Source organism: Streptococcus sp. UBA3373 (assembly GCF_002360305.1).
GTDB classification, from domain to species: Bacteria; Bacillota; Bacilli; order Lactobacillales; family Streptococcaceae; genus Streptococcus; species Streptococcus alactolyticus.
This window is the reverse complement of sequence record NZ_DEQF01000003.1, coordinates 14,678-27,517: the sequence shown is the minus strand read 5'-3', so window position 1 is coordinate 27,517 and position 12,840 is coordinate 14,678. Positions and strand designations below refer to the sequence as shown.

Below are 12,840 nucleotides of genomic sequence, written 5' to 3'. Positions count from 1 at the left end.
AAAGGAATAATCAATTGAACAAAAAATTAAATCGTGTCCTCTTATCGGGACTTAGTTTATCGTTATTGTTAACTTTATCTGGCTGTGTCAGTGTCGATTCTAGTGGTAACCCAACAGGAACCGTTTGGAACATTCTTGGGGAGCCGATGGCAAAACTCATCCAGTATTTCGCTAATAACATGGGGCTTGGTTTTGGCTTAGCCATTATCTTAGTCACCGTTATTGTCCGCCTCATTATCCTACCTTTAGGGCTTTACCAATCTTGGAAGGCAAGTTACCAATCTGAAAAGATGGCTTTCTTAAAACCTATCTTTGAGCCAATCAATGAGCGTATGCGAAATGCGACAACTCAGGAAGAAAAAGCTGCTGCCCAAATGGAATTGATGGCAGCTCAAAGAGAAAACGGTATTAACATGCTTGGAGGCATGGGATGCTTGCCACTGCTTATCCAAATGCCATTCTTCTCAGCCTTGTACTTCGCAGCCCAATACACTCAAGGGGTTTCTGAAAGTACCTTCATGGGAATTGACCTTGGAACACGTAGTATTCCGTTAACAGCAGTCATCGCTATCTTGTACCTCTTCCAATCATGGTTGTCAATGCAAGGTGTAGCTGAAGAACAACGTGCAGCTATGCGTGGTACCATGTACGTGATGCCATTGATGATGGTCTTCATGGGTATGGGAATGTCAGTCAGCGTCTTACTTTACTGGTTAGTCGGTGGTATCTTCTCGATTTTCCAACAATTAATTACCATGTTTGTTATTAAACCAAGACTTCGTCATCGCATTGAAGAGGAATTTAAAAACAATCCTCCAAAAACTTACAAATCAACCAGCCGTAAAGACGTTACACCAAACGCTAACAAAGCACAATTAAATAACACTAATAATCAAGCTCGTAAGGCAAAACGTAACGCTGGAAAACAACGAAAACGTCGCTAAAACATTCAAAAGACCGTCATTCTGATAGGAATGGCGGCCTTTTTGTTGCAATAAAAAGAAGGCTTGTAAACCTTCTTGTCATTAAGCTGTTTTTTCCACGCTCAAAATTTCAACGTCATAGCTTCCAGCAGGTGATTCAATTGTAACGATGTCACCTGTCTTTTTACCAATCAAAGCTTGAGCGATTGGGCTTTCGTTAGAGATACGACCTGAGAAGATATCCGCACCAGCAGCTCCAACAATGTGGTAAACATCTTGGTCAGTTGTGTTCACTTCTTGAACAACAACGGTTTTACCAATAGCAACTTCGTCTTTGGCAACAGCTTCGCTATCAATAATTTCAGCATAACGAATTTTAGTTTCCAAAATTTGAATTTGTCCTTCAACGAAAGCTTGTTCATCTTTGGCTGCATCGTACTCAGAGTTTTCAGACAAGTCACCGTAAGAACGAGCAATTTTAATACGTTCAACGACTTCTGGGCGTCGAACCAATTTAAGATTTTCTAATTCTTGTTCTAGCTGCTCTTTTTCAGCTAGGGTCATGGGATAAGTTTTTTCTGCCATTTTCTATCTCTTTTCTATAATTTTATATAAACAACAAATACAAACATGATGCGAAACACATCATGCTTGTACGTATTTATTACTCAGATAACTGACTATTAACGTATTTGTGAACATTCTTTTCATGGTCATCGTAGTTTTCCGAATAGTAGACATTACCTGTCTTGACATCCGCAACAAAGTAATAGTAATTGGTTGTTGCTGGATTTATCACAGCTTCAATTGCTGATAATCCTGGGTTATCCACAGGTCCAGGCATCAAGCCCGTATGGGTATAAATATTATACGGCGAATCAATTCCTGTGTCAATACTTGCGTCTGCCTCCAGAGTTGTTTCCTCGCCGAGTTTGCCCATGGCGTACAAGATAGCGATATTACTTTGTAAAGGCATGCCAGCATTTAGACGGTTGTAAAAGACGCTGGCAATGTTGCGGCGGTCCTCGTCGGTTGAGCCTTCTTTTTCCACCAGTGAAGCAAGGGTTAAGACTTCATTGACTGTCATGCCTTTTGCAGCAATGGTATCGTAGTAGCTAGACATATAAGAATCCATGGTCGCAATCATTTGTTCCACCAAATCTTCCATGCTGGTTTCTTTATAGTAGCTATACGTTGCTGGGAAAAGGTAGCCCTCCAAACGATAAGTGGCTTGGTCGGCACTTGGTAAGTCACCTAACAAGCGCGGGTATTTTTCAACCATTTTGGCGATGAAGTTCTCATCTTGAACAACGTTTAAAAAGTCGTCTGAGCTAAATGGTGTCAAGGCATCCTTGTCCGCCTTGTTTTTGGTGATCGCTTCTGAGATTTGCTTAATGGTATAACCTTCTGGAATCAAGATCTTACCAAGGGCTGGTTTTTCAGGCTCTGCCGTTCCGCCTTGTTTCAACAAGCTGCAAATCTCATCCAAATCCATGCTCGGTTGCAAATTGTAGTAACCGCTTTGGAAATTGCTATAATTTTTAAACTTGGTGTAGTAATTAAACACCGTAGCACTCTTGATAACCCCTGCTTTTTCAAGGATTTGTCCGATGTATTTGTTCCCAGAGCCTTCTGGAATATCAACCGTGATGTATTTGATTGAGGTTTTATCCAAAGGTTTAATGGCACTATCTACATAATGGTAAACAAAAAAACCGGTAGCTCCGAGTGCAATAATAATCACTGTGATGAGTACCAAAGCAATGCGTTTGGCAAGATTATCTGTTCGTTGACGTTTTCTACCCACTGTGTTCTCCAAATGTTCTTCTGTTTCTGCTGGCGATTCTGGCTCAGGCTCAAAAGAGTTGTCTGTTTCTTGGCTATCTTCGGATGAGTCCTCCTCATAGAGCATCTCAATCGGGATATCTGGCATTCCCGTAGAGCCAACCCCATCTGTCGCCCGTACAAAATAGCTTTCTTGTTCCTGTTTTTCCAGCGTTTCAGGAGTAAAGGCTTGTTGAATCGTTTCTAGAGCCTCGTCAATGCTCGAACGTTCTACTTCCGTCTGAATGCGATTTTCAGCTAAAGCCGACTGAGCCTTTTCTTCAAGCTGGCATTTGACTTCATGCGTATCTTCGTCAAAAAGTTGTGACTGATCGGTCTTATTGGCAAGTGCCGAATCCTGATTGTCCTGAACTTCTGATTTGGCTGCAGCTTCTTTGACTTGCTCGGCTAAATGTTGCTGCTGACGCAACTGCCTAGCTTCCTGCAAATCCGCTAAAATCTGCTCCTTAAAACTTTTTTTCTTGTGAGTTTTTGGCTTATCGTCGTGACGTTCAGTCAAAGCTTACTCCTCCTAAACTTAATCAATCGCCATTATAACCTAAAAAGCGCTTAAAATCAACAGAAGATAGCGCTTGTTATCTATTTTTAACATTAGCATTTTTCCTGAAAATAGCCACTTTATTTCAGAAAAAAGAGAGAACAAGTGCTCTCTCTTTTCGTTACTGTCTGTTATTCGTCAAGCTTGAAAGCAACTCTTCAAATGAGCGTTCGTAGAGTTGGATATCCCCAGCTCCCATAAAGACATAAACCGCATCTTCATGGTCCAACAACGGTGACATATTCTCAACGCTCACTACTTTAGCTGGTTTCTTGATTTTCATCGCAAGGTCTTCAACTTTGACATCGCCGTGGTCAACTTCACGCGCAGAACCGTAGATATTAGCCAAATAAACCGCATCTGCTTGGTTCAATGCGTCAGCAAATTCATCCAAAAGGGCAATAGTACGAGTGAAGGTATGTGGTTGGAAAATCGCCACAATTTCTTTGATTGGGTATTTTTGTCGAGCAGCATCAAGTGTAGCAATGATTTCAGTTGGGTGATGTGCAAAGTCATCAATAATAGTCACATCGTTAATGATTTTTTCACTGAAACGACGTTTTACCCCAACAAATGATTGCATGTGCTCTGCCACCAAATCCATGTCAAAGCCAGCCACATAAAGGTTAGCCACAACAGCTGTCGCATTTAAGATATTGTGACGTCCAAAAGCTGGTAGATGGAAACTACCAATCTCTTTGCCTTCATGTTTGACTTTGAAAGATGAGCCACTTGTTGTGCGAACAATATCGTAGGCGATGAAATCATCCGTGTCATTGAAGCCATAGTAGTAAATAGCAGCATCTGACGTGATACGACGCAAGTAAAGGTCATCACCGTACAAGAACAAAGCTTTTTGCACTTGTTTTGCATAATCGTTGAAGGCTGCAAACACATCGTCAATGCTTTCAAAATAGTCTGGGTGGTCAAAGTCAATATTCGTGATGATGGAATACTCTGGATGGTATGGCATGAAGTGGCGTTGGTATTCGTCGGCTTCAAAGACAAAATAATTGCTATTGGCTGAGCCACGACCTGTACCGTCACCAATCAAATAAGAGGTATCTGTGATATTTTTGAGAACATGTGATAATAACCCTGTGGTTGAGGTCTTTCCGTGGGCACCTGCCACACCAAAACTGGTAAATTGACGCATAAATTCACCCAAGAATTCATGGTAGCGTTTAAAGGCAAAACCATTTTTCATGGCATAAGCAATCTCGACATTGTTGTCTTCACGAAAGGCATTACCAGCAATCAATTCTACATCTTCTGTGATGTTGTCTTCAGAAAATGGCAAAATCTTAATGCCTGCTTGCTCTAATCCACGTTGGGTAAAATAATATTTGCTAACGTCACTTCCTTGAACAGTGTGTCCCATTTGATGTAGCATCAATGCTAACGCACTCATACCAGACCCTTTAATTCCGATAAAATGATAGGTTTTAGACATGTTTTCTCCTCTATTTCATAACGGATGCCTTATTTGTTTGTATCCAATTGCGCCAAATTCATCTCTTGCGCTTTTTGATATTTTTTCTGTTTTTGGTTGGCATCCTTATTATAAATTTGACTATGTTTTAAGAATTCATAACTATTCTTTTTGGCTTTTTGAGTGGATTCCTTTTGTGAGCGTTGGTGGTTAAGGGGAATCTCAGCTAAAATGTAGTCATCTTGACGCATGTTAGCACTCAAATGACTGAATTTACCAGCCCTTTTTTTAGGAGGGTTTGGTTTTTTCGTTTGCAATGGTTGTTGATTTGCCATTTTTGAAGGTTTAGCCAAATTGTTTGATACGTAAGCTTGACGTTTTTTCTTCACATCTTGTCTGGCTTCATCGCGAGCCAGTTCAGCATAAGACTTGCCTTCATTGAGTGTTTTGACACGCTCGCTGTCATGGTCGTTTTCAGTCACAAAATGATAGTTATTTGTCACATCATTGTAGTCTTTTTCACGATAAGCGCCATGAATATTGGTAATTAAATCTGAATTCTCGTACAAAGCCATCGCTTTAGATGGACTGCTGACAGGTTCATCATCAGCCACTAACGGAAAACGTCTTGTCGTTTTCTTCACAATTTCACTTCCTTTCTAATGGTTGTATCGCATGCACCTTTTGAGAACAATCGTCATCAGAATTGGCATGGACTCTTAGTTTATCAGTAGGTTTTCCCTTAGAATCACGGAAAAACCCATCTTAAACATAGCATGTTTATTATAAACTAAATCAAGCTTTTTTTCAAAATTTTCAGCGGGTTAAAGCTGATTGATGCCCAGAATTTCCTTGATGTCCTCATTGGTCATGCTGGCACGCGCTTCATTGCCGTCAAGTACTGTGGTGACAAGATTTTTCTTGTTTTCTTGCATTTCCAAGATTTTCTCTTCAATGGTCCCACGCGTAATCAAGCGGTAAACTTCCACATTGTCCTTTTGGCCAAGGCGGTGCGCACGGCTGATGGCTTGCATTTCAACAGCAGGATTCCACCACAAATCTACTAAAATCACTGTGTCGGCTCCTGTCAAATTAAGCCCGACACCTCCAGCTTTCAAGGAAATAAGAACGGCATCCTTAGAGCCATTATTGAAGGCTCGCGTCATTTCTTGACGGGCATCCGCAGGGGTTGACCCTGTAATCTTGTAAGATGTCAAGCCAAGCTCAGCCATTTCATCTTCAACTAAATCCAACATGCCTCTAAACTGTGAAAAGACGAGAGCGCGGTGACCGTTGTCCTTGATTTGTGCCAATAAAATACGCAGGCTATCGAGCTTTCCACTATTTCCCTTATAATCCATAAACAAGCTTGGCGTGTCACAGATTTGGCGCAGACGCGTAATCCCTGATAGGATTTCAATCTTGTGACGGTTAATGTCCTCATCACTAGCCCCAACAAGTGTTTCTTGCATTTGCCGCAATTGAGCGAGATAAATAGCTTTTTGCTTGTCATCCAATTCATTAGGGTAATTGATTTCAATCAGGTCTGGCAATTCTGGAAGCACTTCTTCCTTGCGACGACGCATGATAAAAGGCTTGATGAAACGGGCCACTTCTTTGGCGTCCATTTTGAGAAAGGTCTTTTTATCTGGCAATAAACCTGGCAAGACAATTTGGAAAATAGACCAAATTTCCAGCAATTTATTTTCAATCGGCGTTCCTGAAAGGGCAAAGCAATGCCCAACGTCAAATTGTCTGAGGTAATGCGCAATCTTGGTTTGCGTATTTTTCATGACCTGCGCTTCGTCCAAAATCAAGTAATCAAAGGAATGCTTTTGGTATTCCTCAAAATCTTGGCGGAAAGACGAATAGCTGGTGATGGTCACTTGGTGATTTTGGGCAATAATGTCATCACGAACAGATTTCAAGCCATAGGACACCACCACGTCAATCTCAGGCGCAAAGCGTTTGAATTCATCCAGCCAATTGTAAATGAGGCTAGACGGCGATAAAATCAAGACCCGCATGTCAGGTTTTAGGCGACTGGCAAGAAAGGTAATGGTCTGCAAGGTTTTCCCAAGGCCCATGTCATCCGCTAAAATACCGCCAAAGCCATAATGGTCCAGCATAGACAACCACCGCACCCCTGTTTTTTGGTAGGCGTGCAATTCTGCCTTGACAGGTGGGAAGGTCATCTCAAATTGTTCTGGGTGGGTCAAATCATAGGCCAATTGTTCAAATTCTTTTGAAAAGGTGATGCGGTCATTGTCCTGCAACACATCGACCAATTGGAAGGTTGACACGGCATCCATCTGCAAATGTCCATTTTTCAATGGTTTGGCACGCAATGCTTGCAAGGATTTGCTGACTTTTTTAATCTCATCATCAAAAACCACCAAACGCCCTGCCGAATCAATAAAATAAGGCTGATTTTTGGTCAAAGCCTCCAAGGCGGCGTCCACTTGGTCCTCAACAATGGTTGAAAAATCAAACGAAATATCCAGCAACCCACTTTGAGTTGTAACCGAAACGCGTGGATTTTCCACATGGTACAAGGCTTTCAAGTCGTCTGAAAGAATGACTTGCCCTAATTTTCGAAATTGTGTCACGGTCTTTGTAAAGAAGGGATACAGGTCCTCAGGCGTCAAAGGTGCGTGGTAAGACACAAAAGCAGCTGAAAAGCCGTTGGCTTTCAAGGCATTGAAAATACGCTCCTCGTGTTTGAAATGACTAGCAAAAGGCAAATTTTCCAGTTCTTGCTTGCTGCTGACTTGAACCGTGCCATAATCAAAAGTCAGATGCAATTCCACTTCATCATAATGATTTAAAGACAGGTTAAAAATAGGACTGAAGTCTTTGATTTCAAAGCTTTTTGGTGCGTCCACACTGCCTAATTCCTTGAAATCTAGCAAACTAGAAGCCAGCTTGTCTTGGTCCTCCCAATTGAAGAACAAATGTTTGGCCAAATCCGCTTCAATCGGAAGGCTTCGGATAGCCGTTAGCATTTTTTGCTGTTTCAAATTCAAGGCATAGACAGTGCCTCTTGTGAACAAGAAAGCATTGTCAAAAAAAATGTGGAAATCACCTTCCATAATAATCAACTCGATAGACTGACGATGCACCACCACTTGAAAGCGAATAAGCCCCTCGCTGCCATCCAACTGACGAAAAGCCAGCTCAGAATAGGGTTGCTTATGGTACTCAAATGAAAAATGATAGAGGTCGTTTAGCAAGGACAGGCCTTCTTCAAAAAGCCCGCTGGTCAAGGCTAAATACCGCCCATGATTTGGCAAAATGTAGTCCGTGTCCACTTTTTCATTGTCTGGTAATACCCGCCACAAAAACCGAATGAGTTCTTGGCTGGCCTCATCAAATTGAATCAAAGATAAAGACTCAAAATAATTCTTGCCGATTTGGTAGTGGCCTTCTTTTTTGACAAGCGCTAAAAAGGACTTGATATCGCGAATGACATAGGTCCTATCACTAGGCAAGCGGTTGATTTTAAGCGTCCACCAGTAATTAGAAGAATAAGGACTTTGGTTACCATAAGCCGACAAGCGATACTTGGTCGTGTCATCGCTATTCATCTCCAAGTGGTCTAGAAAAATGCTGCCAAAAGACGTGTTTCGTTGCTCTTCTTCCTGACTTTCTTGCTTGTCTTTGAGGCTAATCGACAACTCTTTTCCTTGATGATTATTTTTTAAAAAATATTCCAAAGCAGCCAAATGTTGGCAATACCTTTTTTTGGCAAAAAGTTCACAATCACATCGAGTTTGGTCATCTTCCAAGGCGTATTGCAGGTGATGTTTCCCAATTCTGGCTTGGATTACGCCATCACGCGTGCTGGTAATGGTCACAAGACCTTTTTCATACAGTTCAATACCTTGATTACGAATGCGACCTGGAATCATTCTGCTCACTGTTAGTCACCCACCTTTTTCTTATCTCTTAATTATATCAAATTAAACTTCCTTTGAGCCAGTAAATACCTTTTTTGCAGCAGAAATCAAAAAGATCTCCCGAGCAAATTGCTCAAGAGATTAGGGTATTACTGGCGTTTACGAGCAATCAAACGAATCGGTGTGCCTTCAAAACCAAAGGCCGCACGAATTTGATTTTCCAAGAAACGCATATATGAGAAGTGCATCAGCTCTTCTTCGTTGACAAAGATGACAAATGTCGGTGGTTTAAGTGAAACTTGGGTACCGTAGAAAATTTTCAAACGTTTACCCTTGTCAGTCGGTGTTGGGTTGATCGCGATGGCATCCATAATCACATCGTTAAGCACAGCTGACGGAATGCGTTTGTTTTGGCTTGCACTTATTGCTTTAATCATCTCAGGCAATTTATTCAAACGTTGCTTAGTCGCTGCTGAAACAAAGATAATAGGGGCATAAGATAAGAATTGGAATTGGTCCCGAATATCCTCTTCCCAACGCGTCACGGTGTGGTTGTTTTTTTCAATGGTATCCCACTTGTTGACCACAATGATAATTCCCTTACCAGCCTCATGAGCAAAACCAGCAATACGCTTGTCATACTCACGAATACCTTCTTCGGCATTAATAACCATCAACACAATGTCTGAGCGGTCAATGGCACGCATCGAACGCATCACAGAATATTTCTCTGTGTTTTCATAAACTTTGCCAGATTTACGCATACCAGCAGTGTCAATCATGGTATATTCTTGACCTTCGCTATCTGTAAAGTTGGTGTCAATAGCGTCACGAGTTGTCCCTGCAATTGGGCTGGCAATCACGCGTTCTTCACCAAGAATAGCATTGATAAGGCTTGATTTCCCAACGTTTGGGCGTCCAATCAAACTAAACTTGATGATGTCTGGATTTTCATCTTCTTCCTCAACAGGGAGGTTATCCACAATCGCATCTAGAACATCCCCTGTTCCAATCCCGTGAACCGATGATACTGGGTAAGGATCACCCACACCAAGTGAATAGAAATCGTAAATATCACTACGCATTTCAGGATTATCCACTTTATTGACCACCAAAATTACTGGTTTGTTAGTGCGGTACAAGATTTTTGAAACGTATTCGTCAGCGTCTGTAACGCCTTCTTTTCCTGAAACCACAAAAACAATCACATCTGCCTCATTCATCGCGATATCAGCTTGGTGCTTGATTTGCTCCATAAATGGGGCATCAACGTCGTCAATTCCCCCTGTATCAATCAATGAAAACTTACGGTTCAGCCATTCTCCAGTTGTGTAGATGCGGTCACGCGTTACGCCTTCGACATCTTCCACAATGGAAATACGCTCACCTGCAATACGGTTAAACAAAGTCGATTTGCCCACATTTGGACGACCGACAATAGCAACGGTAGGTAAAGCCATAATTCTTCTTTCCTGCTTCTTGCTAGAGGCATTTTTCAAAACACACCCTAGCCAAGCCTTCCTTTCTAGTTCATTTCGTTATGAGTTATTTATGCTGTCAACGTCTGTTATCACCTTGTAAATGAATCTCTTTAGCAAGGTAGCGAATCCGCTCCATAATTCGTTTGGCTTGCCATGTTTCATCACCTGAGCGTGATGTAGCAAAATGAGCCTCTAAATCCTTAAAATCAAGGTTAGACGTGAAAAACGTCAATAGATTTTCTTGCATGCGGTACTGTAAGATCACCTGCAAGACATCGTCACGAATCCACGGGCTAAATTGTTCCGCCCCGATATCATCCAAAATCAAAATTTCTGCCGCTTTGAGCTGATCAATTTCTTCCTTGACGGTACCTGTATTGATCGCACTCTTGATGCCAACACAAAAGGTTGGAAAATGCAACATGGTTGTTGATTTGCCGTACTTGGCAGACAAACGATTGGCCAAATAAGCCATCAAGTAGGATTTACCAACCCCAAACGTCCCAAAAACATACAGACCTTTTTGAGTCGTCATGTCAAAACGATTGATGTACTCGGTGATATAATGGTAAATCTCAATCCGATTGGGATCGTCCAAATCAATGTCATCCGTTGAAATCTGCTTGAAGCTAGATGGCAAGCCCATCAAAGTCACACGGTTCTTGATATCTTGCTGCTTTTTGGCCTCAACCAATTCACGCGTTTCCAAATACACCACATCGGCATAGCCTTCATTCATGCTGAGGGCTGGCCTGTAACCCTTGGCAACGTAAGAAGCATCACCTTGTTGAAACTTGTCGCGTTCCACCATAAATTGATTAAATTTAGGCAAGCTGCGTGTGATTTGCTCTTGTGTGAGCCCATGAGAACTAATAAAATCAACAATTTCAGTATCCATCAAAATCTTTTGCGTCAAGGCATTCAAGTCATGACGTTTGTTGTGAAGCTGTTTTGCTAAAGTATCTCCTAGTTTTTCCATCGCTCGCTCCTTTCCTTTAATCTTCTAGCATGCTACGTTTGAGGGCTTCCAATTTGGCTTTTTCCTCAGCTGTTGCCTCGTGTTTGTAATCTTGTTCAGCCCATTTAGGGATATTTTTCTTGCTTTCTTTGGCCGTTTGTTTTTGATCCTTGCGTCGTTGTGAGAATGACCGCATTTGCAACATAGCCGCCTCGGCCGTGGCAATCTTGTGGTAAGCAAAGTCATTAGCCAATTTTAAGATATAAGCCTTGTTGAGGTTGGCTGACTTCGTTTTATTTAAAGTGTACAAGACCATGATGTTAATCACTTCATCCAAAAAGCCCATGTTGGCCAACTCTTCCAAGAGTTGACGTTCACTCGCAATGACTACCGCATGACGTGGCGATTTGATTTTAGTCAGAAAATCGCTGGCACTATCTTGCTTGGCTTCACGGAGAATAACCTGCTCTTTGGCACTAAAGGTTTCGCCAGCGGGAGCCGGATTTTCCTTGCTTTGTTCCAATTGCACCAGCATCCGTTTAGGCGAAATAGTACCACCGATAGCCGTTTGTTGAGCCAAACGATAGGTATCAAACCAATTAAGACGGTGCTTATCTGCAATCCCGTAAATGGTCAACACATCTGATTGCTCGTCCTTGAAACGCAGTCCATCACGCGCCATTAAACGTTGGAAACTCCCCAAATCAAAATGATTTTTAGACACTGGCCGCTTGATAGCTGGCGCTTCCGCAGAGAAAATATCCGAAAAGTTTTTGGAAATGTCCCTAGCATCCTGAGGAAGGCTCATATCCAATTCTGCCACGGCAACCTCACCGATTTCTTTTTCTAACAAACGGCGGTAAATGGGATTGCCCAAAAAAGCTTCGCGAGACAAGGGCTGGACTAATTTAAACACATAACCGTTACGCGTTTGGTACAAAACCAGCAAATCAATCGCTGTTAAAATAGCTAATGCTTCTTCCAAATCCCCCATGCTAACCTGAAGGTGATTGAGGATTTCACTAAATTTATGACGCTTAGCACCATTATCAAAAAAGGCATTTAGATAATGATAAAGAGCTGTCGCTTGATTACCGATAACAGGAAGATAGAGCTGCGTTAGGCTATCTGAATCCAAGACAACCTTATTGTTCTTGATATACGAAAACTCTTCAATCGGTCTCATCTACATTATCACTTCTTTTTTTCTTGCTGCGAACACGATTAGTGATTTGTTGGAGCAACTCCTCAATCTCATCGACATCTTTGAAAGACTTATAAACTGAGGCAAAACGGACATAAGTGATTTCATCTAGCTCTGCCAACTCGTCCATCACCAAATTACCGATGACGGTGCTTGGCACCTCACTATCATAATCGCTTCGAATGCTCTTTTCAATGCGCGACACCACTTGTTCGAGGTCATCGCTAGAAACTGGGCGTTTTTGAGCACTTTGGAAAATCCCATTTAGCACCTTTTCACGCGAAAATTGTTCCCTCGTTCCATCCTTTTTAATGACCAACAAAGGCAACTCTTCGATGCGTTCAAAAGTTGTAAAACGCGTATGACAGTTTTCACATTCTCGACGACGTCTTATGGTATTGCCATCTTCAGCCTGACGGCTATCAATAACACTCGATTTATGATAATTGCATTTTGGACAACGCATGCTCACACCCCATTCTACCCATTGTAATATAGTACTTTATTTTACCATAAAATAGAAGATTATAAAAGGCATTACCCTTGGGAGCTACTATCAA

Annotated in this window: 10 protein-coding genes; 1 reads left to right on the top strand and 9 read right to left on the bottom strand. The window is 41.8% G+C overall.

Features of this window, described 5'->3' with window-relative positions; genetic code table 11:
- Positions 1–14 precede the first annotated feature (14 nt).
- Positions 15–944: a membrane protein insertase YidC gene (gene yidC / locus B3R79_RS00340; RefSeq protein ID WP_168260416.1), complete on the top strand. Its 930-nt coding sequence runs from the start codon at positions 15–17 to the stop codon at positions 942–944.
- An 81-nt stretch (positions 945–1,025) separates the two neighbouring features.
- On the opposite strand, the gene greA is transcribed toward yidC, so the two are convergent.
- From greA to nrdR, 9 genes are all read right to left on the bottom strand, one after another.
- Positions 1,026–1,508, bottom strand: a complete 483-nt coding sequence (gene greA, locus B3R79_RS00335) for a transcription elongation factor GreA (protein WP_154454756.1) — start codon at positions 1,506–1,508, stop codon at positions 1,026–1,028.
- 79 nt (positions 1,509–1,587) lie between these two features.
- Complete coding sequence (mltG, locus tag B3R79_RS00330) at positions 1,588–3,267, bottom strand: endolytic transglycosylase MltG (RefSeq protein WP_154454757.1); 1,680 nt, start codon at positions 3,265–3,267, stop codon at positions 1,588–1,590.
- Between the two features lie 160 nt (positions 3,268–3,427).
- Positions 3,428–4,759: a UDP-N-acetylmuramate--L-alanine ligase gene (gene murC, locus B3R79_RS00325; protein ID WP_204984235.1), complete on the bottom strand. Its 1,332-nt coding sequence runs from the start codon at positions 4,757–4,759 to the stop codon at positions 3,428–3,430.
- A 29-nt stretch (positions 4,760–4,788) separates the two neighbouring features.
- Positions 4,789–5,382: a hypothetical protein gene (locus tag B3R79_RS00320; protein ID WP_167829274.1), complete on the bottom strand. Its 594-nt coding sequence runs from the start codon at positions 5,380–5,382 to the stop codon at positions 4,789–4,791.
- Positions 5,383–5,562: 180 nt separating this feature from the next.
- Complete coding sequence (locus B3R79_RS00315) at positions 5,563–8,658, bottom strand: DEAD/DEAH box helicase (RefSeq protein ID WP_293693125.1); 3,096 nt, start codon at positions 8,656–8,658, stop codon at positions 5,563–5,565.
- A gap of 128 nt (positions 8,659–8,786) precedes the next feature.
- Complete coding sequence (der, locus tag B3R79_RS00310; RefSeq protein ID WP_293693124.1) at positions 8,787–10,097, bottom strand: ribosome biogenesis GTPase Der; 1,311 nt, start codon at positions 10,095–10,097, stop codon at positions 8,787–8,789.
- 97 nt (positions 10,098–10,194) lie between these two features.
- Positions 10,195–11,097 carry a primosomal protein DnaI gene (dnaI, locus tag B3R79_RS00305; RefSeq protein WP_293693123.1) on the bottom strand — a complete coding sequence of 301 codons (903 nt, stop codon included), beginning with the start codon at positions 11,095–11,097 and terminating at the stop codon, positions 10,195–10,197.
- A gap of 16 nt (positions 11,098–11,113) precedes the next feature.
- Positions 11,114–12,262, bottom strand: coding sequence for a DnaD domain protein (locus B3R79_RS00300; RefSeq protein WP_168260413.1), 1,149 nt, complete (start codon positions 12,260–12,262; stop codon positions 11,114–11,116).
- On the bottom strand, positions 12,249–12,746 hold the full coding sequence (nrdR, locus tag B3R79_RS00295; protein WP_154454762.1) for a transcriptional regulator NrdR: 498 nt from the start codon (positions 12,744–12,746) through the stop codon (positions 12,249–12,251). The genes B3R79_RS00300 and nrdR overlap by 14 nt, the downstream gene beginning before the upstream one ends.
- Between the last annotated feature and the right edge of the window lie 94 nt (positions 12,747–12,840).

Bases quoted from the DNA above. Each gene is read 5' to 3' on its own strand.
- greA (WP_154454756.1), bottom strand. From the start codon at position 1,508: ATGGCAGAAAAAACTTATCCCATGACCCTAGCTGAAAAAGAGCAGCTA.
- murC (WP_204984235.1), bottom strand. From the start codon at position 4,759: ATGTCTAAAACCTATCATTTTATCGGAATTAAAGGGTCTGGTATGAGT.
- der (WP_293693124.1), bottom strand. From the start codon at position 10,097: ATGGCTTTACCTACCGTTGCTATTGTCGGTCGTCCAAATGTGGGCAAA.
- dnaI (WP_293693123.1), bottom strand. From the start codon at position 11,097: ATGGAAAAACTAGGAGATACTTTAGCAAAACAGCTTCACAACAAACGT.
- B3R79_RS00300 (WP_168260413.1), bottom strand. From the start codon at position 12,262: ATGAGACCGATTGAAGAGTTTTCGTATATCAAGAACAATAAGGTTGTC.
- nrdR (WP_154454762.1), bottom strand. From the start codon at position 12,746: ATGCGTTGTCCAAAATGCAATTATCATAAATCGAGTGTTATTGATAGC.